The sequence below is a fragment of the Caldisphaera lagunensis DSM 15908 genome (assembly GCF_000317795.1).
Lineage (GTDB): Archaea > Thermoproteota > Thermoprotei_A > Sulfolobales > Acidilobaceae > Caldisphaera > Caldisphaera lagunensis.
The window spans coordinates 1,440,771-1,463,209 of sequence record NC_019791.1 but is presented as its reverse complement, the minus strand read 5'-3'; the positions used below and the strand labels follow the sequence as shown (position 1 = coordinate 1,463,209).

Sequence of the window (22,439 nt, the reverse complement as noted above, 5' to 3'; positions counted from 1 at the left end):
AAAGTAAAGTTAGAGCCCGGGGTTATTAGTATTATCTTAAAAATGATGTGTGGAGCCCATTATGGGTGTGGCGGGCCCGCCGGGAATTGAACCCGGGACTTCCGTCAACGGCAGGCTAGGTTGCTGCCCTTTGTCTACGGGTTAAAAGCCCGCCGCTCTACCTGGCTGAGCTACGGGCCCTCCGCATATACTTGTTTCTTATCTTAGGATTAAAAATACTACTGAAACAAAATTAAAAAGAAAATAATTAATACTCTTTATTTTAATATTTATTGAGATTTCTTAGATTTGGCGCAAGCACCCAATCCTTTAGCTAAATCAATAAGAATTCCTAATCCTTGAGAAACATCTGGATCTCCTAAAGCTCTCATTAAACCAAACAGACCTAATTTTCTTTCCTTTGTCACATCTATATTTCCTAGGGCATTAAATGCGCAATTTGTTAAATCTTCCATTGTCATTTTAGCCTTAGCATATTGTGTCCCATCGACCTTTTCTATTCCTCTACCTAGAGAAGCTAGTAAGCCTGCTAATCTCATTAAAACTGGATCATCAGCAACCGTTAAGAATGTATCATCAGATTTTTCTGCTAAATAGTTCAACAAACCAAGTAAACCGCTTTTCTTAAGAGCTGCTATTGAATTTAATAATTGAGCAATAGTTTGAGCCTGAACTTCAGGTGAAACTTCCTCTACATTATTTTCTGCCATTTTTCTCACCTCAGAATTTTAAAGAATCAATCCAACCTCCATAAAAGCTTTGTTTTAATAATCTTCCTACTGTGTATTTGCCTACAAAATAACATTTTGGAACATACATACCTTTTTGTTCATCAAATGGTACTTCGCATGTACCCATCCATCCCTTTTCTCCAGCATAACCAACACATGTTACTGGACTATAGGGTTGAGCTGGCGCAAACCCTGTTAAGTCAGCTATTATATTTCCGGTAGCAGTTATAGCCATAGATTCAACAAATACTCCAGCTAATCCAATTCCTATTGTTGGTAAGCTATGTTCTCCGGCCATATATACATCATCATATTGTGGATGTCTCATGGTCCTTGGCATAGCTGGAGACCATCTAGGATCTGGCTTAAATACAAAACCTTCACTATTTTCTAATGCTTTTGGTAGTCTTGGTGGTGGAACCTTAACTAATAAATCATATTTAAATTCGCCTGCACTTGTAACAACTGCTTTCTTTTGTACATCAACTTCTCTTAGCTTTGCATTTGGTACATATTCTACTCCATATTCATCTAACGTTTCTTTTATAAACCTTGATATTTCAGGACCTAATCCTCCATTTGGAACTGGCATTATAGGTGCAGGTATTGGATCTAATAATGTAACTTTTACTTTCTTACCTCTTTGTTTTATATATAGGGAAAGCATAGGAGCTGCTTCATAGGGATATATTCCGCATCTATAAGGAAATTCTGGGACTAACAATACTATATTAGAATTATCTTTTACTTGGCTTAAAGCCTTTCTCATTTCTAAAGCTCCTTCCAATGTAAAGTTATGAACACCATCTTTATCTAAACCGGGATAAGCATTCCATCCCATATCTGTACCTAAAGATACAACTAAATAATCATATTGATATTTGCCCTTTGTACCTATAACTGTCCTATTTGCTGCATCTATTTTCTGAATCTCATCAATTGCTGTTTTAATTCCATATTTTTCCATATTAACTATTGGTGCTCTCGTATCTTCAGGTTCTCCATAATTAAATGCAACATCAAAAAATAAAGGAGGCATATAATGGAATCCATCTTTATTAACAACTAACACCTCTGCATCTATATTTTTCTTTTTAATTTGTTCTGTTAATCTTTTTGCAGAGATATAACCTCCTATACCACCGCCAGCAATAACTATTTTTTTAGTCAAGACTAATCACCAATCCTACTTACTAAATATTTATACGATTTTAAAAATCTTACTAAATAAAATACACTATATTTAGAGACAAAGGAATATAAAAATTATTTTAATATTATTAATATTTATGCTACGATCCTAAGGCTTTTAGCAAATTTAGCATTAAATTTAATCCCTTAGATACCTCTGGTTGTGATAGTGAAGTTATTAATCCAGACAAAGACATTGGCTTTACTTCTTTATTCTTTATAGCAGATAAAGCATTTCCTAGTTTATTTAATGTTTCTTTATCTAACGATTCTATTAAACCTAATAAAGATTCAATTTTTTCTAAATTTTCTTGTCTTGTTAATTTCTCAATTAATTTAATTAATTGAGGCAGTCTATCTACTACCAAAAATGTTTCTTCACTTACTAAAAGTTTAGATATTGCCTTTAACAACTCCTCATCCTTTAATATGTTATTTAATAACTCAACAAGATGAAGGAGTCTTTCAATGCTTTCAGTTTGGAGTTCAGCCTCATTTATTTCTTCCATAACAATCACCTTACTTAAATATCTTCCATAATATCTCCGGTTGCGTATTTTCAAAATAAACATCAAATATTGGATCCCAAAATTCTGGATGTCTTATTACATCCCAATATGCATCAGCAAACAGTCTTTTCATAATAAAGTTTATGGTATTTGCTGGTACTTTTGCTGCAGGGTGGTTATAATCGCTTATAACAAATGTGCCTTTCTCAAATCCTAATTCTGTTGGACAATTTGTTCTACCAGTATTTTTAGCATCCAAGCCTAAAACTCTTTTAGCGACTACCTTAGCTTGTAAGTGAGCTGTTACACCAGTTTTAGCATTTGCTGATGTTGATGCATCCCCTATTGCAAAAGCATCATCATATTTTAATATTTGATTTGTTAATTTATCTGCATTTATAAAACCATCTTGATTAATAGATTCTTCTGGCTTAATTTCTATTTTAGGCCCTTTATGGACTGGTATAACAATTGCTGCATCATAACTTAATTCTTCTCCCTCAAGAGATGTTATCTTTTTATTATCTACATCTACCTTATCGGCCGTAAAGAAAGTCATCACGTTTATTCCTCTTTCTTTTAATATGGGCTCAAGAACCTCATTAAACGTTTCAGCAGGATAAGCTCTTGGATAGGGGACTGCTAACACCAAGTTAATATTATCCCTAACCCCCCTTAACCTAAAAACTTCATCAGCCATCAAAATACCCTCGTAAGGCGAGGGGGGACATCTATGATATGGATCACCTACTGAGACAACAAATGTACCCTTCTTCATATTACTTACGACATTAAAAACCTTGGATGCGTTTTCAGGCGTTGAATGAAAATCACCAAATTGGTTAACTAACTTTTCATTACCTTCAATTGATTTATGGTCTATTGTAACACCTGGGGCTATAGCTATATAATCATAGTTCAAATTTTTATTAGTACTTAAAGTTACTGTTCTTTCTTGTAAATCAATTTTTTTAACCTTATCAATAATCAAATTTACTCCTTTAAGTAAAAGAGAACTCAATGGTCTATATAAATTTGAATAATCATTTCTAAATGCAATTTGCAAAAGTTGAGGCCAATAATAATGATTAGGAGTATCATTTATTACAGTTACATCAAACTCTTTAGTCAAGGAATTAGCTAATATCGCTCCTCCAGAACCCCCACCTACTATTAAAAATTTCTTTTTTTCTGCCATTTCAAATCATCCCAAAGAAAAAAAATTATTTCTTAGCTGTAATCTTAATTACAGCAACTATCTTATCCTTATCCTCTTTTAATTCTATAAGCTCATTCTTTGTTCTTTCAATCCAGGCTTTAATATCACTCTTAAATCCTGGATCAGTGGCCCAAATTTCTAATACATCACCATTTTTTGCATTCCTATAAACTTTAGTTAAATTTGTTATAGGTCCTGGACAAGATAAACCTCTTGCATCAACTACTTTTTTTCCGCTTTCACTCATATTATTCACCTCAAATAAATAATGTTTGACCTCCTTCAGCATTTTGTAAAAATGTTGCAACCCCAACAATATCATCAACTAATTCGTTAAAATCTTCCCTCTTTAATCCCATTACAGATGCCATTAAACTGCATGCATAGACCTTTGCTCCCATTGATTTCGCTTCTTTTAACATATCTGCCCATGAAGGAGCATTATTTTTCTTCATGCCTTCCATTAATAATGGAACCATGCTTTCGAATTCTTTTGGCCATACAGGGTTCGCTGGTTTTTTAATAAATTTAGTTAAGGCCCACCCAGTAACAAATATTTGAACATCCATTCCTAAGGCTGCAGCGCCTTGGGCAATTACCCCTACAGGTATGAGTTTATCATCCGTTCCCGAAAATACAATAATAGAGAGCTTAGACATTGTACACCTCACCCACTTAATTTTTCTTTTTAGAGAATTTTATCTCTTTATATATAATCCATCTATACGAATAGAAAATTAGTACTTATATAGTAGTCTCTACATAAAAAACTGCTGGCTATTAATATAAATTTAAATATTCCAAAGTATAAAATACTATATAGGTGTTAAACGGATTTATGGATCAATTCCCCTTAGTTTATGTTGATCAAGTAATTGGGCTAGTAAAGTATTTGAATTCCATTGGTGGAAAAGTAGATTCATCAAGGCTAGATGAAATGCTAGATGTTGATATAGATTTATTACCACATGTAATAAAGGCTGCTGAAATAATTGGATTAGTGAAGCAATCAAATGGAGATTTAATTGTTACAGAAATTGGTAAAAAAATTGAAGAGGCTGAAAATAAAGATATGAGAATTATTATGAAAAAATTGATCAAAAATGCAGAACCATTTAAAGACATAATATCTAGTGCAAAAAAGAATCAAATTAATATAGAAAAATTAAGAGAAATTTTGGAAAAAAATGGCTACAATAATATTGATGAAGCAATAAATGTTATATCCCAATGGCTTGCTCTAATTGGAATTAATGTTATTGTAGAATAATATGTAGAATAATATTTAAGAAAATGATATAATATTAAATTATTTAAATCAGATCTTTCTCTTGGGCTTCCTGCATTTTATCTGGGCTTATAACCATAACCATTTTATTTACCATTAATTCTACTATCTTTTTTATACCTCTTTGCCCTGGAGAATATTTTGATCTAACAATATCTACTTCTTCTAGTCTCCTTATTTGGCTACTCACATTTGCTTTGCTCTGATTTACCAAATTTGCTAGATCTTCTAAATCTGCAGGACCTTTTTGTAATATTGACAATATCTTTGCTCTCGTATCGCTAGCCAATGCTGAAGAAACCTTAGCTATGGCTTTTGGACCAATTACATACAACACTTTATCTCTTTCATAAATCCCTTCCTTTGTAGGTATATTTTCTGACATAACATTTCACTCCTTTTTTCTAACTTATCTCTACATTTTATATCTATGCAATACCGGGTTAATATTTTTTTGTATCCAATATATTTGTTAGATTATTAATTTTATTTTTTTAAAAGCTTCTTATCTATATGTTTAGGTTATATTTATAAATGTTTCCCACTAAAAGATAATACATATTTCTAAATTATTAAATTATAACAAATTTAAATTTAGACAAAAACACTATACAAAGGAGTACTAAAAAGTGATAGAAATTGGGCCTATCGTTAAAGGAAAAATATTATCAAATGGATAACAATGATTTTAAAACATTGTTTCTAATAGAAAAATTCATGCGTTATTATGGATTTGTACCATTAGAAGTTTTAGAAAACAAATCAAATATACCTTCGAATCAAATCAAAAAATCTATTGAAAAACTTCTTGATTTAGGACTCATTATATCAGAAGCTTCGCCTTTTTATGGTTATCAATTGACATTTAATGGCCTAGATATCTTATCTTTAAGATTTTACTTTAATAAGAAGATCATAACTGATATAGGAGATAAAATAAATTCTGGGAAAGAAAGCGATATATATAACGCTAAGTTAATTTCTGAGAAAAATGCTATTATAAAATTTCATAAAGAGGGAAGAACATCATTTAAGGCAATAAGAAGAAAAAGATCGTTTGAATTTAAAAAATGGAATTCATGGATTGAATTATCTAAGAAAGTATCTAATAGAGAATTTTTAACATTAAGTAATCTATGGAAAAAAGGTGCATTAGTTCCAGAACCAATATATGTAAATAGACACTCAATTATAATGGAAAAAATTGATGGATTAGAATTATATAAGGTAAAAGAATTAAGTGAAGAAATGGTAAAAAATATATTAGATGATGTAATAGCTACATTAAGAATTGCATATAAAGAGGTAGGTATCATCCATGGAGATCTTAGCCCTTATAATATTTTAATAAGCAATAGCGAGAATCCAAGAGGATACATAATTGATTGGCCTCAATTTATAGATGTTAAAAATAAATATGCTGAATCGATTTTAAGAAAAGAACTAGAATATTTAGCCTCTTATTTCTATAAAAGATTTGGGATAGAGGTAAGCGTTGATAATCTAATGGATTCCATTAAGGGGGGAATTGATGGAAAATAAAAGAGAATTCTACATGGGCATAGACATAGAAAGTGGGAGCCCCCTCTCTAAAGAAAATCATAAATTCTTTGTTATTATAATTGATAATGATTTAAAGATTGTCAACAAAATTAGAGATATTACATTGTCATCTTTAATAAGACTTGCATGGGAATGGAAGCCAAAAGCAATAGCAATAGATAATGTTTTTGAAATAGCCAAGGATGAAAAATCATTATCAAAAATACTTTCCCTTTTACCTCCTCAAACCCAACTTGTACAAGTTACTATAAATGATGGAAAATTTGCTGATATAAAGGAAATAGCAAAACAGATAAACTTAGAGATAGATCAAGGCAAATTAACTCCAAGCAAAACAGCATATCTAGCAGCTGTTATAGCATTAAAAGGTAAAGGCACAAAGATATCCTTTTCTAATGAAAAGACCCAAATAATAGTTTCTAAGGGAAGATGGTCAAAAAGCGGAGGTATGAGCCAAAATAGATACCAAAGAAGAATAAGGGCTTCAGTAAATATAGCTGCTAATAAAATTAAAGACTTATTAGAAAGATCTGGTATAGATTATGATATGTTCGTTAAAAAAGGAGAAGGGGGAATAGATTCAGCTATCTTTACTGTATATACATCTAGAGAAAAATTATATGGGATTGTTAGACCTCATAAGGGAATTGATTATTCTATAGCAATCAAATCTATATATGATGGAAAAATTTTATTCGGTAATAATTTAGATAAACCTGATAGACCAATTATAGTTGGCATAGATCCAGGAATTACTACTGGTATTGCTATTATTGATTTAGAAGGCAATGTTTTATATTTGGATAGCAAAAAAGAAATGGATAGAGGAGATATCATATCATTAATATATTCTTATGGAAAGCCTATATTGCTAGCTGTAGATGTAGATATAATACCTGATATGGTAAAGAAGCTAGCAAGTCAAATAAATGCAGAAATATATGTACCTAGGGAGGATATGCTTGTTGTTGATAAAAGCAGCTTGGCATTAAAAGCTACCGGTGGAGAAAATCCTGATACAACACATGAAAGAGATGCATTAGCATCAGCATACAAGGCTTTTCTTAATTACAAATCTAAGCTTTCTCAAGTAGAATCATATGTAGAAAAAATTGATATAGATTTAGATGTAGAAAAAATAAAAGCTGATGTTATAAGAGGAATAACTATTGCTGATGCCATAGATAAACAAATAAATGAAATGCTAAACTTAAATAATGAAGAATATAAAGAGGAGAATAACAATAATTGCAATCCAGATAAACAACCTGAAAATGAGTTAATATCTAAAATACAAAAACTTGAGGCAGAAAAAATTACATTGGAAAATAAAGTAAATGAATTAATTAAATCATTGGCTATCTCAGAAAACGAGGTTAGATCAGTAAAACAAAAATTAAAAACGGAGTTGTTAAAAGATGAAGAAATAAAAAAACTAAAAAATGATGTATCTAGGTTAAATTCATTAGTCAATGAACTCGAGGAAAATATAAATATTGCTAATGAAAAGAATAATTTATTTAAAAATATATTAATGAAAATTTTGAATAATGAGATGATAATTATAAAGAGACTTCAATCTCTAAAGATGAACAATATTAAAAAGGTAGAAGATATCTATGGTAAATTAAAAGAAGGGGATGTGATTTTAATAGAAGATCAAGGTTCTTTTGAAAATGATGCAATAAACTATATAATAAAAAAGAATATACTAGCAATTATAGTCAATAGGGAAGATACAACTCTATCTGAATTGTTAAAGAAAAAAGGTATACCAGTCTTAAACAAAAATGATTATAATATAGTTGATATTGATATCTTTACCTTTGCCCCTTCAACAATTTTAAAAGATGCATCAATGAAAAATAAAGAGTTGAAAAAGAGTAATGTAGAGGAGATAGATTTAAGAAATATAATAGATCAATATAGAAAAAATAAAATTTGATCTAATAAAGCGTAGTTTCTCCCTTCAAGATCCTCATAGTTAAAGCTGGTAAATTCTCAAGGTACTCATCTACAATACTATTTATTTCTTGTTTCATGTTAGAAGTAAGTTTAACATTGCTATCTGGTATTACTGCTACATCCGCAATTAGAGGATCATTAATTGGTCTCCCTATTTGACCCAATAATCTTACTGTTACCTCCTTTAATCCATTTACTTTAGAATATATTACTTCAGCAATCTCTTTTGATGCAATATTATATATTTTACCAATGTGAGTAACTGGATTCTTACCAGCAGTTGCTTCTAAACTCATAGGTCTCATTGGTGTTATAAGACCATTAGCTCTATTACCCCTACCTGTTGCACCATCATCTCCATGCTCTGCACTTGTCCCAGTTACTGTTAAGTAAAATACGCCTTCGTCTGGCAAATCACCATTGTTAACATATACTCTCACATTATAATTAGGTGCAATTTTAGATGAAAGATCTAGGACTTTTTCTTTTATTTCTTCTTTTATTTGAAGGTATTCACTTGGATTATTTACAAATCTGGAAACAATTGCATTGGCTATAGTTATATCTATATTATTCCCATTTCTTAATCCCATAACCTTAACATCTTCACCAGATGCTGGAACTTTATTTTTAAACTCTTTGCTATTTAATGTTCTTTCTGTTTCATAAACCAATCTTTCCAATGTAGACATAGGAGCAAATCCTGCTCCAAAACTTGTATCATTAGATCTATGGGATTGAGATTTAGAATCATATATACCCCTAAGATCCGAACTTCCCTTACCTATTTTATAATCAACGATAACATGTTGTTCAGGATCTAGGAACCTTAAGTTATTTGATATCCATTCCTTAACAGCCTTAACTACTATACGACCAACTGGTATTTCTTCAACTCCTTCAGATGTCCTCACTTCTGTTGTGGCCCTACCTGAAACTATTATATATATAGGTTGGATAACATCGCCTCCCCCCCACTTTGGCGTTGCTTGGCCTCCAACGAGCAATACTTTATCTAAGTTATGATGCATTATTACCCCATATTTTTGTAAATAATATAGGCTTAGTTGTCTACTAGCTTCCTCAGAAGCTGCATCACTTATATAATCAGGATGGCCAAGGCCTTTCCTTTCAACAAGCTCTATTTGGTTATCTTGCACAGAAGATGCTGAAACCTCTCTTACCACTATATTTTTTACCAATTTTCACACCCTTAACTCCATACCTCTGAATTTTCAAATAATATGTAAAGTTTTAAATTATTTTGCTCTATATTTTATTAATTTTATTTATATACAAAAATTTAATAACCAGCTAATTCTATGCATGTATTTAATAAGTTAATTGAAAAAAATTAATAGATAGACATAAATACCTATAAGTCTATAATATAAAAGGGTGAGAAACCTGCAAAAATCTTTCTTGTATGAAATCGGAAATACAAAAGTTATTTCTATTATTGATAGAACAAGGCCGATAGCTTATAATGATGATTCCATAGCAACCTTAAGAAAAATTATAAGAAACACTGGGGCTAGAGCATTACCAATACTTGATAGGAATTCGGGTAACTTTTTGGGAGTTATTAATAGAAGCGATGTATTAATAGTATCATCAACAAAAACTAATGCTACCTCTTCATCAATACTAAAAGAACATTTATTAGAAATAAACTCTAACTACACAATATTTGAAACGTTAAATCTCATGTTTAAATATGATTTGTGGGAAATTCCTATATTAGAAGGGAAAAAATACATAGGTTTAGTAAGTATATCAGATATAGTAAAATTATTATTTAATAAAGCAAAAGATTATTTAAAAAATATTAATGCAGAAAATTATATGACAAAAGAGCCTATAACAGTGAACCTTGAAGATCCAATATCAAAAATTTGGAAGAAAATGATGGAATACAAATATGCTGGTTTTCCAGTTGTAAATGATAAAGAGAAACTTACTGGTATAATTACTCAACTAGATCTTATCAAAAAAGGCTATACAAGAATTCATCTGGAAAGCGAATCTGGAGTAAAAAATCAAACTAAAGTTAAAGATGCAATGACATATACTGTAATATATGGATATCCATGGTCAACACTTTATGAAATTTCTATACCAATAGTGAAAAAGGATTATGGTAGAATACCTATAGTATCTAGCGAAAACGATAAAAAAGTGGTTGGAATAATTGATAGAGAAGACATAGCTAAAGTAATAATAAAGGGTGATCAAATATGAGTAACTCCAAAAGGATGACAAATATCAAGCTATCTAAATATGTTAAACCTATAACAAATGTATCATCAAAATATTCAATAGGTTATAGGTATATTAGAGCTGATAGCGAACCGAATTGGTCCCAAAGGGTTAAGGAAAAAAGTGGAGATGCGGGTCTATTAGCTTCTAAACCGGCTATTACCATAAGCCCAAATTCAACAATTCTTGAGGCATTGGAAAAAATGTCTTCTTACAATGTTAGAGGATTAATTATATCCGATTCAAGGACATCATTAAAAGGAATAATTATGGCAACAGATCTAGTTAATTATCTTGGAGGAGGGGAATTTTATAACATAATCCAGCAAAGATATAATAAAAACCTGTTTAATGCATTACAAAATGAAAAGGTTTCAAACATAATGAATACAATGCCTGTTTTTGTTAAAACAACTCAAAAATTAACAGAAATAATAAAATTAATGGCTATAAATAACCTTGGTATGTTACCTGTTATAGATGATCTAAATAGGGTTGTTGGCGTTATAACAGAACATGATATAGTGAAACACATAATTTACAAAGATACTGGTAAAAAGGTTTCATCTATAATGACTTCCAACATCGTTTCCGCATATGAAAATGATACTTTAAAAAGAGCAGCACAGCTAATGTCATTATATGGTTTTAGGAGAATACCGGTAATTTCTACAAAAGAAAATGAAATTATTGGAATTGTTTCTGCTAAGGATTTTGTTAATTTCTTTGGATCTCATGAAGTTTTCAAAAATGTTAGTTCATATAACATAGAAGATGTATTATCATTACAATTAACTCTTATAATGAAAAAGGAAATAAACACAATTAATGAAAATGCAGATATAGGAGAAGCTGCAACAGAAATGATAAATCGCAATACAAATAGTTTAATAGTTATTAATGATAACAATGAGGCAGTTGGTATCATAACTGAAAGGGATTTATTAATGTCACTAGCTATGAGGTGAGATCATGGCCCCAAGGGTTTCTTCATATATGAGGACACCAGTTTATGCGGTTTCCCCTAATGATTCTTTAGCTCATGCAAGAAATCTAATGCTAAAAAAGGAAATAAGCAGATTAGTAATCGTTAATGATGCAGAGGTACCTGTTGGCATATTAACAACAACTGATATTATTGATGCATTATTCGGTAAAAACTATCAAAAACCGTTAGAATCAATATTAGTAGGAGAAGTTATGACAAAAGATCCAATAATAATCGAAGAATCAAAAAGTTTGAAATCGGCTTCCCAAATTATGCTGAAGCATAGAATAGGAGGATTACCAGTTGTAAATTCAGAAAAAAAGCTTGTAGGTATTTTAACTAAAACTGATATAGTAAAGGCATTTTATGATAAATATAAAGGGAAATATAAAGTTGGAGATATAATGAGGAAAGACTATTCAACAGCATTACCTGGACATAGCATATTTTATATAGCAAGGTTGATTGAAAGTGATCCAACAGGAAAAGTTATAATTATAGATGAATCAAATAAACCTATTGGAGTAATTGCCAAAAAAGATATTGCTTATGCCCAATTACCGTTATCAATGTTGATGTCTAGGGGTAAAGATAGATTCATAAGGAATAAGGTTCCAGATGTTTATAAAGAAAAAATCATTAGCCTAAGGATGTATTTAGTACCAATAGCAGAGGATATAATGTCATCAAATCCGTTTATAATAAGGCCTGAAGATGATGCAGCAGACGCAGCCAGAATCATGATTGAAGAAAACATAGGTGTCCTACCAGTTGTAGATAATAACACACTAATTGGAACCTTAAGCAAGTTAGAATTTATGAATATAATAGCAAAGGACTAATTTTAATCAAACAAGTTATTTACATATTCCTTTGGATCAAATTTCTTTAAGTCTTCATAACTTTGTCCATATCCTAGATAAATTATTGGCTTCTTTGTAATGCTAGAAACTGATATTGCTACACCTCCTTTTACATCAGCATCTATTTTAGTTATAATAATAGCATCAATACCTATGTTATCATTAAATAACCTAGCTTGCTCCACAGCATCATTTCCAGTTAATGCATCTACAACTAATACCTTCATATCAGGCTTGGTTACCCTAATTATTTTCTTCAATTCCTCCATTAGGTCAACATCACTATGCATTCTTCCTGCAGTATCTATTAATACAGTGCAAATACCTCTAGACTTTGCATATAGAATGGCATTATAAGCTACACTCGCTGGATCCCCTCCATATTGACCCTTTATTATTGGAATGTCTAACCTTTTAGCATGCACATCTATTTGTTCTTGTGCTCCCGCCCTAAAAGTATCTGCACCAGCTATTACAACAGATATATTATTTTTCTTTAAAACATTTGAAAACTTTGCTATAGTTGTTGTTTTACCAACACCATTTATCCCTAAAAATACGATGACAAAGGGCTCATTCTTTGAACACTTGTTTTTTATCTTAGTTATTATATCATTATTTTCATATTCCATAAGTTTCATTATGGAATTTTTTAATGAATCCTTAATAACATCTTCAACACTTTCTCCTCTTTTTACCTTATATCCTATCAGTTCTTTCTTTACATTTTCTATTATATTTTCAGCAACATCAAATGCTACATCATTTTCTATCATATCTAATTTAAGATCTTCCAAAACTTCTTCTACATCATCTTCTTTTAATTCTTTGTATTCTACCTTATCCTTAATTGTATTTGATAATTTCTGAAAGGCCTTTTTGAGGCCTTCAAACAAAATATTACACCTTTTGTTGTTGCGCCTGCTCACTTATTTGTTGTAATACTGATTCGTATTGATCCTGAAGTTTTTCAAGTTGAGACAATCTTTGGCTTACATCATTTATAGCATTATTTAATTCGCTCTCCTTTTCTGTTAAAATTTTCATAGCCTCATTTGTCTCCAATTTTGCATAGATATCTGCTCCAAGATATATAATGAAGTGATTCTTATCTAAAGGCTTTGCTATTGTCATGGCCATATATCCAGGATCTAATGGAAATATAATATTTTCTTCACTACTATTGCCAATCGCATCTATACTCGATTTTGCCTTTACTATACCATCTCTTTGCAATAATAATTGGGAAATAAAAGATCTTAACTGAGAAATTTCTGACCTTATCGCTTCTAGCTGAACTATTAATGTATTTACATCTATTGTTTGAGTTTTCGACATTAGAACTTCACCATTTTATTTGTTTCAAGCAATTTTAATATATATGAATCAGAAACTTGATCTAAAGGTACTTCATCTATTGATTCTATTTTTATGTGCTCTCTTTTTAATTTATGTCTACTACCTAGTTCAGAATATATCCTTTCAATAGCATGTTCTTTTTTCATAGCTCTAACATATATTTCAAATTTATTCCATATTGGGAATTTATCATGAGATAACATCATTTTACCTTTGACAAGATATACCTTAATTTCATTTGACATTTTTAATCCTCTCTTTTCTTTGATCCCTATCGCATAATTATTCAACCAACTTTTTAAATGTTTTTAAAATCTTCAATGCTTTTTAAAAAATGAAATAATTTATTATTAATTAAATAACTTCAACTTGAAAGGATTGATATTTTTTCATGAATTGGAAATAACTACTTTTTTAAAAAAACTCCCTAAATCTTTTTCCATTTTCATAAAACGCGATTCTTCATTTTAACTTATAAATTCTAAGGATAGCGTAAAGGTATGGTGAAGAAATTTGCCAAAGAAGAGAGAAAGCAGAGGTAGAAGGAAAGGAGATAAAGGTAAATCAAAACTAATACAATGTGATAATTGTGGAAGGTTAGTTCCAGAAGATAAAGCAATCTGTGTTACTAGGGATTACACACCAGTAGATCCTCAATTAGCTGAAGAATTAACCAAAAAAGGAGCAATAATACCAAGATATCCAGTAACCAAATGCTATTGCATAAGCTGTGCAATTCATTTTGGACTAGTTAAAATAAGAGCAGAGGATTCAAGGAAACCAAGAACAAACCTGTTTTAATTGTTCTTTGGAATTTTAGTAAACTACCTCGCCCTCTCAATGGGGCATTGGGATTTTCAATATTAATGGTATGCCTTTATTACTTTCTTTGATGTGTTAACATATCATGGCTCACCTTAATGAAAGGTATGAGTCTTTTTATCTTCCTATCTATGCTTTCATGAAATTATCTCTTCATGAGGAAACATTCTCAGATTTATATTCTGTTACCCACTATACATTTTATGATTCACAACTCCCTTCCAAATGGAAGGGGTCTCTAGGTGATATCGTGAATGAAAAATGAAGTTTTAATCTCTGCGCCAAGCCATGTGCATGTAGGAAACATAGATTTAAACGGAAACTTAGGAAGAAAATATGGTACACTTGGTTTTTCTTTAGAGAGCCCGAGACTTGTTTTAAGATTAAAAATATCAGAAAAAGATTCAATAAATGATAAAGATGGACTAAATTATATTTCATTATTTAAACAATACCTTGATTGTAACAAATATTTCGAAGCGGAAATATTGGAAGATATACCTATACATGTAGGTTTGGGTAGAACTACTGCTTTAGCATTATCAATAGGTTTTGGAATCAATTATTTATGTAATAAAAAGGCTAGCATTGATGAACTAGCAAAAGTTTCTAATAGAGGTAATCAAAACTCAGGATTAGGAGTAAATTCATTCAAACATGGCGGCTTTATAATCGATGGAGGGGTTAAAGGAAATAACGTTGCACCATTGATTTTCAAAGGAATCGTTCCAGATAATCTAAGAATCGTAGTTTCATTGCCAGAAAAGCCAATTAAGAATATACTGGAAATCAAAAAAAGAGAGGATGAGATTCTTTCTAACCTACCTATTATGGAAGAATCTTTTTCATCATATTTATCAAGGATTGTATTAATGAAAATTATGCCTAGTTTTATTGAAAACGATTTTAAATCATTTGGAGAGGGATTAACAGAGTTTAATTCATCATTAGGAAAATATTGGAAAAAATATCAAGATAGTATATATTGCTGTAAAGAAACTGAAGAAATCATAAAAAGATTTCTTGATCTGGGAGCTTATTGTGCATGTCAATCGAGTTGGGGGCCTACAAGCTATGGTATTTTTGAATATAATGATTCTATCAAAGCCGCTGAAGAAATTAAAAAACTAATTAATGATTTGGGTGGAGGAAAGGTTTGGATAACAAAGGTAGATAATATAGGGGCATTTTTAAAAGCCTAAGCAAACTTAAATAATCAATATTAACTGAGAAATAACTCAAAAAGATTTATGAATTCTCTCAAATCATAAAGAATTGAGTAGATAAAGATGCAGGAGAAGAAAAATAAAATTGGAGATATAATAAAATCAGTAGATACATATTTGAAAAAATTAGATTCCATTAGAGAAGAAATTGTTAAGATATCTAGAGATGTTATAAGATATAGCGGATGGAGCATTACTGAAGCTCATAAAGGAGATATAGACAGTGCTTTAAATTATTTACATGAATGTGAAAACAAAGCAAAAGAATTAATAAAGCTCTCATTAAATGCCCCAGAATTAACCTATTCTGGTTTAGTCTATAACGCTTTAAGTGAGTTTGTTGAGGCAAAGGTCTTTTTAAATATAATAACTAATAAAGAAATTCCGACTAACGATGATTTAAATGTTCCACCAGTCCCTTATCTTCAAGGCTTAGGAGATGTTGTTGGAGAGCTTAAAAGATATGCTCTTGAATCTGTTAGAAAAGGAAATTTTGATAATGCATGGAAATCATTAGAAATTATGGAAACAATTTATTTGGAAATGAGGAGCCTTGATTATTCCGACTCGATATTACCTGGAGTAAGACATAAAATAGATGTAGCAAGAAATTTGGTTGATGAAACTAAATCACTAATAGTTGATCTACAATCTAGAGAAAATTTAAAAGTAATGTTAAATAATTTAATGGAGAGGAAGTACAATGAGTAATAATATTGATCCAATAGATCAAGCCTTTAGAAATATAATGGAAAAAATCTATTGGATTGAAGATATAGATGAAGCAGAAAAGGAACTTGTAAAATGGCTAAATAAAATGGATGAAGATTTAAAAAATCTATTACTTGAAAGAAGGAAAAAATATTGTGGAAACCCCATGTCAATAATGGAGGTAATAGGATTACAAAATTATTTAGATCAAAATGAGGAAAACAGAAAAGATGTTGAATATAGGATAGCTATGGCTAAAGAATTAATAGATATGGGGCTCTTACTTCAATGCCTTCAAGTTTGGAATGATATGGAACCAAAAGTGAAGGCTAAGGTTTTAGCTCCTCTATATAAAGCCTCTTATGCATATGAATTGGCATTAAAAAATGGATTAAATGAAATTGATGAAACTCATTTAAATAAATCTATTGAAATGGCAGAACAGGCATTAGAAAAAGCGGATGATTTAGGATTGTTAAGCGAGCTCAGATCATATTTAGAAAGTTCTTTAGGAAGATTTGTTTCTAGCACATTCAATTAATTTTATAAAAAAGGTGATTTATTTGGTAAGAGCTATAGGCATAGATTCTGGTACAATGAGTATGGATTTATTGGGTTTTGATGATAAAGATAATAACGTATTCTTAGATGAGGCAATTCCTAGAGAAATCATAACTAGCAATCCAGAAAAACCAATCGAAATAATTAAATCTTTGGGAAAAGTAGATGCCATAGTTGTATCAAGCGGCTATGGAATTCCTTTTAAAAGAGCTCAAGAATCATCAGATAAGGAAATAGAATTAGCGACATTCATAAATAAAGATGATTTGGAAAGAAAATTAAAGATAGTAGGCTTGAGAAATCTAATGAAGTTATTTAAATCATCTGACTTACCTGCCTACTTTGTTCCAGGTATAATTCAACTAAACACAATACCAGAATATAGGAAAATAAATAGAATAGACCTAGGGACATCAGATAAGTTATTTAGTGCTGCTGAAGCACTAAGGAATGAAAAAGTATACTATAAAAAAGATCCCAAAGAATCAGATATAATTGTAATAGAAATAGGCTATGCATATACAGCAGCTCTTTCAATTTTACACGGTGAAATTATTGATGGGATTGGTGGGACAAGTGGATTTCCAGGTTATAAAGGAATGGGAGCCATTGATGGAGAATTAGCATATGCAATGGCAAGTTCAGAACCATATTTTAGCAAGCTTAGACTTTTCCAAGGTGGAATAGCTGATTATCTTGGATTTGATAATATAGATAAGCTAAATGAAATCTCTAAGAATGATAAAAGTAATAAAGCATTAAAAATGTTTATTGAATCAATACTAAAAGATCTTAGCATAATGATAGTTTCCAATACAAAACCAGAAAGAATCTATTTAAGTGGAAGATTTACTAGATACGATAATTTATATGCATATATCAAAGAATCTATTGAAGAATTTTTAGAAAAAATTTCAATTAAAGCAAAAGTTGTAAAACTTATGGGATTGGGTAAAAAAGCTAAAGAGGCTGCTTCAGGGGCAGCTGTTTTAGCCAATGGTATTTCAAATGGAACTTATAAAGATATATTTGAGGCATTAAAATTGAAAGAATCAAAAGGATATATATTTGATTTCATATTGCCTATTGATCTTAGAAAAGAAATTGAGAACTATTTTTCTAAATAATGTTGCGTGATTATTGTGCTTTAAACTTGGCCAGCTCTTTCTTCTTAGGCCTTAAATCAGTTCCTCTACATCTCCTGCATTTCTTGGCATTAAGTGGATTTTTTGCTCCACATCTTCTACATATACTAACCTCAAATACTCTCTTCTCAACTATCTTTATCAGCTCTGGATCGGTTATTGGCATCTTTTGCTCCCTCCTAGCAGTTATAAAATAAGGGATTTAAATAATTATTTTTTTAATATTTAATTTTTATAATATATATACAAAAATATATATCAAACTAAATAAAAACAATTTCTAGGTGAAAAGCATGTCAGCAAGTTCAGGAAAATTAAGTATAGGTGAAGAGGTTTATTTAAGGGGTTTAACAGGTAGGCTTGTTGGGATATATCTTTTTAAAGGTTTTAATAAGGTTGCAATATTAACTTATCCTGATAGAATTTGTGAATCAATCTCATCAGCGGCAGCAGTTTCTTATTTAGACAGCTATGGATATTCAGAGAATAAGGTTAAGATATTTGATTATAGCGAAAATATAGACGATATTATAAAAAGCATCATTGATTGGAATCCTGATGCTATATATTTGGCATTTGGAGGGGAACAAAGGCTTGTTAATGTGAATGATATGACAATTAAAGTTCTTAACTCACTTTATAATCATGGATATAAGGGAAATATTTTAATACATGTTAGAGTATGGCTTGCAACAAAGCAACTTTCAACAATATTGTCTAATAACGAATTAAAAGAATATCTTAGATCTGTTCAAGGCATTAGATTATTTACTGCAGACGCTAACTTAAGAAAGTTCATGTTTAACTATGTGTTAATATCAAAAGATGGCAAGGTAACATTGAATAAATATGCAGAAACTGATATAACGCAAGAACATGCAGATTTATTAAAGCTATCATTACCACCTTCATAAATATTATTTTTAAAAAATTGTTTTGTTATATTAATATTCTACTCAAAATTTAAAAGTTTAGCTAATAGATATATACATTGAGATGAGTTAAATATTGGGCAACGAAATTGTAACAATAAATTTATGTAGAGAATTTAGAAGCAATAAAAAAATAATAAAGGCTTTAAACAATATTAATATGGAAATACCAAAGGGAGTAACTGCAGCATTAGTTGGGCCAAATGGCGCAGGGAAAACTACTTTAATAAAAATCCTTTCTACTTTAATGTTGCCCACTTCAGGAACAGCATATGTTCATGGTTTTGATATAATTAAAGAAACAAAGAACGTAAGAGCCTCAATAGGTTTAGCTACAGGAGGAGAGAGGACTTTTTATTTTAGGTTGACTGGATATGAAAACTTATTATTTTTTGCATCTCTTTACGGTTTACCTTTAAAAGACACAAAATCGAAGAGTAAAGAATTGCTAGATATTGTAGGTCTTTCTGACTTTGCAGATTACCCATATATGAAATATAGCTTAGGTATGCAAAGAAGGCTAGCCTTAGCAAGAGCTCTCATAAATGATCCTCCAATTTTGTTATTAGATGAGCCCACATTAGGTATTGATCCAATTTCAGCCAGAGAATTTAGGAGGCTTATTAAAATGATATCATCAAAGAAAACTATTTTGCTAACAAGCCATTATATGGGAGAAATTGAAGAGCTTTCAGATATAATATTCTTAATAAAAGATGGTAAAATTATACTCAAAGGGACTTCTCAAGAGCTTAAAAATAAAATAGGAAAAATTATTGAAGTCATTGTACCTGCTACATTAGTTTCAGATAATTTATCAAAATATGTTGTAGGAATAAGAGCCAATAGAGCATATTTAAGAATACCAAAATCGTTAATCGATCAGATAGATGGAAAATCGGAAATTATTGGAGAAACTGATCCCACATTAGAGGATGTTTATGCAGCATTAATTGGAAGCGGCCCGATAGATAAAGGCACAAGAGTAAAACCTGTGAGGTTTGGAAGATGGCAAGCTTGAGCTCAATTTATTCAAAGCTTTACTCGTTTGTCTATTTAAGAGGATTTAAAATATGGATAAGTTATAAGACACAAGTCGTTTTAAATGTGCTTAGCTGGGTAATACCAGTTTTTACCTATTATTTCGTTGGAACATCACTAGGCCAAAAATTTGTATCCTATATAAATACTCAAAACTATACGGCATTTATTGTAATAGGGCTTGCATTTCAAGGATATGTATCGTCTGTAATAACTACAATTAGCGGTAGAATGAGAAATGAGCAGCTATTTGGTACATTAGAATATTATATGTTATCACCAACAGGGGTATTCGGTATGCTATTTTATTCAGCAGCTTGGGGCTTCGTTTTAAATACTATAAATGCTGTTGTAATTATTTTAGTTGGTTTGGGATTAGGGGTATCATTTGTTAATGCTAATATCATAGGCGCATTAATTATCATTATTGAGTTAATTATTTCAACTCTCGGCCTATCAATGATGGCAGGAGGTATTGTTATGATTACAAAACAAGGGAATCCTATATCGTTTTTCTTCTCAACAATCACAACCTTGCTTTCAGGAACAGTTTTTCCAGTTAGCATATTGCCAGGATATATTAAAGATTTAAGCTATGCAATACCTTTAACCTTTGCGCTTAATGGTCTAAGATCAGCCCTATTAAATGCCGCATCCTTAACTCAACTAGCTTATTATTTCTATATTCTTTTGATATTTGATGTGGTATTGCTTCCCCTAGGCGCTTATATTTATAAATTAGGTTTTGACATAGCAAGAAAACAAGGTACATTAAGCGAATATTAAAACTCATATAAACATCATTAATATTAAAATTCCAATAAGTATTAAAGATAATATTAAAGTTAGGTTTCTTACTTCTTTGTCTTTTGATAAAAATGCTAAGAATCCTTTTTCAATTATCCCGGCTATTAATGCTAATTGAATCAAATACGCAGCATATTTGGCATTTATTTGTCCATGAATATAAAGTAAAGCAATTGAAAAAACTACTCCTGCTACATTTGCAAATGATGAAACAAACAATGCCAATGGTAACAAATATGATACTAATATTGACACCAATTTAGAAATAATCATTACTATAAAGAACACAACTCCAAACTCTATCACTTTGCCTATTGGTAAAGGAGTTTCAGGTGAAGGAATACCAGATACAGTAATATGCTTATAACCAATTGAACCTATAATAATTAATGCCAATATTAATACTAAAATTGATGGCGTTATATAATAAATAAGTTTTGAAGAATAAGTTGAAAAATATGAAAAAGCTAAAGCTTGGACTAAAACTAATGGAATGTTGGACAAAATTATATTATAGGCTATGGTCTTTCCAATATTTTTTTCTTTATTACTTAATTCTATTAGACTCAATGTAACGGTTGTGCTTGAAACAAGGCCTCCAATGATGGAGAATGCAATTAATCCTTTCTTGTATATTTTAAGCACTATATATTGAGCAACAAATATGATGCCGATAACAACAACTATAAGCCAAAATTGAAAAGGATTAAAGATTCCATATGGACCTATGTTCTTATTAGGCAAAAGAGGTAAAATAACTAAAGATAATATCATTAAATTTAGTATAGCAAGCAGCTCTTCTTTTCTAATCTTTGATATAGCATCTAATAATTGTGTTTTATAAATTCCTAGCGCAGCAACTAACACTGATATAATTACACCTAGTTCATAATAACCTAATCCCTCCAACAAACCAGAAAAGAAAACCAAGAATATGCTTACATAAGTTGTCCCTCCTGGGGAACCTGTTGCTTTAACTTTTTCTAAATATATAGATGTCGAAATTGTAGTAATTGTTATGATTGCACTTAATAATGCAATATATCCAGGAAATAATAAGGTAAATATTGAAAACATATACCCTAATAATGATATAAATATTGCCGTTCTTAATCCTAAAAAAAGTCTAGCACCAGAAATTTTCCTATATTCATTTACAAACCCCACAATGCCTCCAACAGCTATTGCCATTAATAGGTTTGTTAGATTTATGTTTATCATGATTTCAACCTTTCTAATGCTTCCTATATTCGATAGGC

Annotated in this window: 27 protein-coding genes and 1 tRNA gene; 14 read left to right on the top strand and 14 right to left on the bottom strand. The window is 30.5% G+C overall.

Features of this window, described 5'->3' with window-relative positions:
* Window positions 1-68 precede the first annotated feature (68 nt).
* The 7 genes from CALAG_RS07325 to CALAG_RS07295 all read right to left on the bottom strand — a co-directional run bounded on the left by CALAG_RS07325 (window position 69) and on the right by CALAG_RS07295 (window position 4,309).
* Window positions 69-180 (bottom strand) — tRNA-Lys (locus CALAG_RS07325).
* An 89-nt stretch (window positions 181-269) separates the two neighbouring features.
* A complete protein-coding gene (locus tag CALAG_RS07320; RefSeq protein WP_015233095.1) occupies window positions 270-710 on the bottom strand; it encodes a helical membrane plugin domain-containing protein in 441 nt (146 codons plus the stop codon).
* A gap of 10 nt (window positions 711-720) precedes the next feature.
* Complete coding sequence (locus tag CALAG_RS07315; protein WP_015233094.1) at window positions 721-1,902, bottom strand: NAD(P)/FAD-dependent oxidoreductase; 1,182 nt, start codon at window positions 1,900-1,902, stop codon at window positions 721-723.
* Between the two features lie 121 nt (window positions 1,903-2,023).
* The gene (locus CALAG_RS07310; RefSeq protein ID WP_015233093.1) at window positions 2,024-2,431 is read right to left on the bottom strand and encodes a DUF1641 domain-containing protein; all 408 of its coding nucleotides are present in this window, start codon (window positions 2,429-2,431) and stop codon (window positions 2,024-2,026) included.
* 10 nt (window positions 2,432-2,441) lie between these two features.
* Window positions 2,442-3,629 (bottom strand): NAD(P)/FAD-dependent oxidoreductase, encoded by a 1,188-nt coding sequence (locus CALAG_RS07305; RefSeq protein ID WP_015233092.1) that lies wholly within the window; start codon window positions 3,627-3,629, stop codon window positions 2,442-2,444.
* A 25-nt stretch (window positions 3,630-3,654) separates the two neighbouring features.
* A complete protein-coding gene (locus CALAG_RS07300; RefSeq protein ID WP_015233091.1) occupies window positions 3,655-3,897 on the bottom strand; it encodes a sulfurtransferase TusA family protein in 243 nt (80 codons plus the stop codon).
* A 10-nt stretch (window positions 3,898-3,907) separates the two neighbouring features.
* Window positions 3,908-4,309 (bottom strand): DsrE/DsrF/DrsH-like family protein, encoded by a 402-nt coding sequence (locus tag CALAG_RS07295; RefSeq protein WP_015233090.1) that lies wholly within the window; start codon window positions 4,307-4,309, stop codon window positions 3,908-3,910.
* A gap of 179 nt (window positions 4,310-4,488) precedes the next feature.
* Between CALAG_RS07295 and CALAG_RS07290 the strand changes: the two genes are divergently transcribed.
* A complete protein-coding gene (locus tag CALAG_RS07290) occupies window positions 4,489-4,920 on the top strand; it encodes an AAA-associated domain-containing protein (RefSeq protein WP_048816836.1) in 432 nt (143 codons plus the stop codon).
* Between the two features lie 43 nt (window positions 4,921-4,963).
* Here CALAG_RS07290 and CALAG_RS07285 read toward each other — a convergent pair whose 3' ends face one another.
* Complete coding sequence (locus tag CALAG_RS07285) at window positions 4,964-5,323, bottom strand: ArsR/SmtB family transcription factor (protein ID WP_015233088.1); 360 nt, start codon at window positions 5,321-5,323, stop codon at window positions 4,964-4,966.
* 254 nt (window positions 5,324-5,577) lie between these two features.
* Between CALAG_RS07285 and CALAG_RS07280 the strand changes: the two genes are divergently transcribed.
* A complete protein-coding gene (locus CALAG_RS07280) occupies window positions 5,578-6,480 on the top strand; it encodes an RIO1 family regulatory kinase/ATPase domain-containing protein (RefSeq protein ID WP_015233087.1) in 903 nt (300 codons plus the stop codon).
* The gene (locus CALAG_RS07275; RefSeq protein ID WP_015233086.1) at window positions 6,470-8,446 is read left to right on the top strand and encodes a DUF460 domain-containing protein; all 1,977 of its coding nucleotides are present in this window, start codon (window positions 6,470-6,472) and stop codon (window positions 8,444-8,446) included. Before CALAG_RS07280 ends, CALAG_RS07275 begins: the two co-directional genes overlap by 11 nt.
* Before the next feature lies 1 nt (window position 8,447).
* Here CALAG_RS07275 and CALAG_RS07270 read toward each other — a convergent pair whose 3' ends face one another.
* Window positions 8,448-9,668 carry a methionine adenosyltransferase gene (locus CALAG_RS07270; protein ID WP_015233085.1) on the bottom strand — a complete coding sequence of 407 codons (1,221 nt, stop codon included), beginning with the start codon at window positions 9,666-9,668 and terminating at the stop codon, window positions 8,448-8,450.
* A gap of 220 nt (window positions 9,669-9,888) precedes the next feature.
* Between CALAG_RS07270 and CALAG_RS07265 the strand changes: the two genes are divergently transcribed.
* The 3 genes from CALAG_RS07265 to CALAG_RS07255 are packed head-to-tail and all read left to right on the top strand — an operon-like array spanning window position 9,889 to window position 12,555.
* Window positions 9,889-10,707: a CBS domain-containing protein gene (locus CALAG_RS07265; protein ID WP_048816835.1), complete on the top strand. Its 819-nt coding sequence runs from the start codon at window positions 9,889-9,891 to the stop codon at window positions 10,705-10,707.
* Window positions 10,704-11,693: a CBS domain-containing protein gene (locus tag CALAG_RS07260; protein WP_015233083.1), complete on the top strand. Its 990-nt coding sequence runs from the start codon at window positions 10,704-10,706 to the stop codon at window positions 11,691-11,693. The genes CALAG_RS07265 and CALAG_RS07260 overlap by 4 nt, the downstream gene beginning before the upstream one ends.
* Window positions 11,694-11,697: 4 nt before the next feature.
* Window positions 11,698-12,555 (top strand): CBS domain-containing protein, encoded by an 858-nt coding sequence (locus CALAG_RS07255; protein WP_015233082.1) that lies wholly within the window; start codon window positions 11,698-11,700, stop codon window positions 12,553-12,555.
* A gap of 2 nt (window positions 12,556-12,557) precedes the next feature.
* Here the strand turns inward: CALAG_RS07255 and ftsY are convergent, their stop codons facing one another.
* Genes ftsY through rpl18a form a run of 3 tightly spaced genes read right to left on the bottom strand, consistent with a single transcriptional unit; the run spans window position 12,558 to window position 14,225 of the window.
* A complete protein-coding gene (ftsY, locus tag CALAG_RS07250; RefSeq protein WP_015233081.1) occupies window positions 12,558-13,472 on the bottom strand; it encodes a signal recognition particle-docking protein FtsY in 915 nt (304 codons plus the stop codon).
* 4 nt (window positions 13,473-13,476) lie between these two features.
* Entirely contained in the window at window positions 13,477-13,914 is a 438-nt protein-coding gene (locus CALAG_RS07245) for a prefoldin, molecular chaperone implicated in de novo protein folding (protein ID WP_015233080.1), read from the bottom strand.
* Window positions 13,914-14,225, bottom strand: coding sequence for a 50S ribosomal protein L18Ae (gene rpl18a, locus CALAG_RS07240; protein WP_245529240.1), 312 nt, complete (start codon window positions 14,223-14,225; stop codon window positions 13,914-13,916). The genes CALAG_RS07245 and rpl18a overlap by 1 nt, the downstream gene beginning before the upstream one ends.
* Window positions 14,226-14,448: 223 nt before the next feature.
* Between rpl18a and CALAG_RS07235 the strand changes: the two genes are divergently transcribed.
* The 5 genes from CALAG_RS07235 (at window position 14,449) to CALAG_RS07210 (ending at window position 18,382) form a co-directional block, all read left to right on the top strand.
* Complete coding sequence (locus CALAG_RS07235; RefSeq protein WP_015233078.1) at window positions 14,449-14,736, top strand: 30S ribosomal protein S26e; 288 nt, start codon at window positions 14,449-14,451, stop codon at window positions 14,734-14,736.
* Window positions 14,737-15,011: 275 nt separating this feature from the next.
* Entirely contained in the window at window positions 15,012-15,959 is a 948-nt protein-coding gene (locus CALAG_RS07225; RefSeq protein ID WP_015233077.1) for a beta-ribofuranosylaminobenzene 5'-phosphate synthase family protein, read from the top strand.
* A gap of 87 nt (window positions 15,960-16,046) precedes the next feature.
* Window positions 16,047-16,694, top strand: a complete 648-nt coding sequence (locus CALAG_RS07220) for a translin family protein (RefSeq protein ID WP_015233076.1) — start codon at window positions 16,047-16,049, stop codon at window positions 16,692-16,694.
* Window positions 16,687-17,235 (top strand): hypothetical protein, encoded by a 549-nt coding sequence (locus tag CALAG_RS07215; RefSeq protein ID WP_015233075.1) that lies wholly within the window; start codon window positions 16,687-16,689, stop codon window positions 17,233-17,235. Before CALAG_RS07220 ends, CALAG_RS07215 begins: the two co-directional genes overlap by 8 nt.
* A 22-nt stretch (window positions 17,236-17,257) precedes the next feature.
* A complete protein-coding gene (locus CALAG_RS07210; RefSeq protein WP_015233074.1) occupies window positions 17,258-18,382 on the top strand; it encodes a DUF1464 family protein in 1,125 nt (374 codons plus the stop codon).
* A 10-nt stretch (window positions 18,383-18,392) separates the two neighbouring features.
* On the opposite strand, the gene CALAG_RS07205 is transcribed toward CALAG_RS07210, so the two are convergent.
* Window positions 18,393-18,566 (bottom strand): 50S ribosomal protein L40e, encoded by a 174-nt coding sequence (locus CALAG_RS07205; protein ID WP_015233073.1) that lies wholly within the window; start codon window positions 18,564-18,566, stop codon window positions 18,393-18,395.
* A gap of 127 nt (window positions 18,567-18,693) precedes the next feature.
* Here CALAG_RS07205 and CALAG_RS07200 point away from each other — a divergent pair, with 127 nt between their 5' ends.
* The 3 genes from CALAG_RS07200 to CALAG_RS07190 all read left to right on the top strand — a co-directional run bounded on the left by CALAG_RS07200 (window position 18,694) and on the right by CALAG_RS07190 (window position 21,159).
* Window positions 18,694-19,314, top strand: a complete 621-nt coding sequence (locus tag CALAG_RS07200; protein WP_015233072.1) for a hypothetical protein — start codon at window positions 18,694-18,696, stop codon at window positions 19,312-19,314.
* Window positions 19,315-19,408: 94 nt separating this feature from the next.
* The gene (locus CALAG_RS07195) at window positions 19,409-20,353 is read left to right on the top strand and encodes an ABC transporter ATP-binding protein (RefSeq protein ID WP_015233071.1); all 945 of its coding nucleotides are present in this window, start codon (window positions 19,409-19,411) and stop codon (window positions 20,351-20,353) included.
* Window positions 20,341-21,159, top strand: coding sequence for an ABC transporter permease (locus tag CALAG_RS07190; RefSeq protein ID WP_015233070.1), 819 nt, complete (start codon window positions 20,341-20,343; stop codon window positions 21,157-21,159). Before CALAG_RS07195 ends, CALAG_RS07190 begins: the two co-directional genes overlap by 13 nt.
* Before the next feature lie 3 nt (window positions 21,160-21,162).
* Here the strand turns inward: CALAG_RS07190 and CALAG_RS07185 are convergent, their stop codons facing one another.
* Window positions 21,163-22,401 (bottom strand): DUF4010 domain-containing protein, encoded by a 1,239-nt coding sequence (locus CALAG_RS07185; RefSeq protein ID WP_015233069.1) that lies wholly within the window; start codon window positions 22,399-22,401, stop codon window positions 21,163-21,165.
* Window positions 22,402-22,439 lie beyond the last annotated feature (38 nt).

What these genes read in the sequence shown, in the direction of transcription:
- CALAG_RS07320 (WP_015233095.1), bottom strand. Translation starts at nt 710, where the DNA reads ATGGCAGAAAATAATGTAGAGGAAGTTTCACCTGAAGTTCAGGCTCAA.
- CALAG_RS07310 (WP_015233093.1), bottom strand. Translation starts at nt 2,431, where the DNA reads ATGGAAGAAATAAATGAGGCTGAACTCCAAACTGAAAGCATTGAAAGA.
- CALAG_RS07305 (WP_015233092.1), bottom strand. Translation starts at nt 3,629, where the DNA reads ATGGCAGAAAAAAAGAAATTTTTAATAGTAGGTGGGGGTTCTGGAGGA.
- CALAG_RS07300 (WP_015233091.1), bottom strand. Translation starts at nt 3,897, where the DNA reads ATGAGTGAAAGCGGAAAAAAAGTAGTTGATGCAAGAGGTTTATCTTGT.
- CALAG_RS07295 (WP_015233090.1), bottom strand. Translation starts at nt 4,309, where the DNA reads ATGTCTAAGCTCTCTATTATTGTATTTTCGGGAACGGATGATAAACTC.
- CALAG_RS07290 (WP_048816836.1), top strand. Translation starts at nt 4,489, where the DNA reads ATGGATCAATTCCCCTTAGTTTATGTTGATCAAGTAATTGGGCTAGTA.
- CALAG_RS07285 (WP_015233088.1), bottom strand. Translation starts at nt 5,323, where the DNA reads ATGTCAGAAAATATACCTACAAAGGAAGGGATTTATGAAAGAGATAAA.
- CALAG_RS07275 (WP_015233086.1), top strand. Translation starts at nt 6,470, where the DNA reads ATGGAAAATAAAAGAGAATTCTACATGGGCATAGACATAGAAAGTGGG.
- CALAG_RS07260 (WP_015233083.1), top strand. Translation starts at nt 10,704, where the DNA reads ATGAGTAACTCCAAAAGGATGACAAATATCAAGCTATCTAAATATGTT.
- CALAG_RS07255 (WP_015233082.1), top strand. Translation starts at nt 11,698, where the DNA reads ATGGCCCCAAGGGTTTCTTCATATATGAGGACACCAGTTTATGCGGTT.
- CALAG_RS07245 (WP_015233080.1), bottom strand. Translation starts at nt 13,914, where the DNA reads ATGTCGAAAACTCAAACAATAGATGTAAATACATTAATAGTTCAGCTA.
- CALAG_RS07225 (WP_015233077.1), top strand. Translation starts at nt 15,012, where the DNA reads ATGAAAAATGAAGTTTTAATCTCTGCGCCAAGCCATGTGCATGTAGGA.
- CALAG_RS07220 (WP_015233076.1), top strand. Translation starts at nt 16,047, where the DNA reads ATGCAGGAGAAGAAAAATAAAATTGGAGATATAATAAAATCAGTAGAT.
- CALAG_RS07215 (WP_015233075.1), top strand. Translation starts at nt 16,687, where the DNA reads ATGAGTAATAATATTGATCCAATAGATCAAGCCTTTAGAAATATAATG.
- CALAG_RS07205 (WP_015233073.1), bottom strand. Translation starts at nt 18,566, where the DNA reads ATGCCAATAACCGATCCAGAGCTGATAAAGATAGTTGAGAAGAGAGTA.
- CALAG_RS07200 (WP_015233072.1), top strand. Translation starts at nt 18,694, where the DNA reads ATGTCAGCAAGTTCAGGAAAATTAAGTATAGGTGAAGAGGTTTATTTA.
- CALAG_RS07190 (WP_015233070.1), top strand. Translation starts at nt 20,341, where the DNA reads ATGGCAAGCTTGAGCTCAATTTATTCAAAGCTTTACTCGTTTGTCTAT.
- CALAG_RS07185 (WP_015233069.1), bottom strand. Translation starts at nt 22,401, where the DNA reads ATGATAAACATAAATCTAACAAACCTATTAATGGCAATAGCTGTTGGA.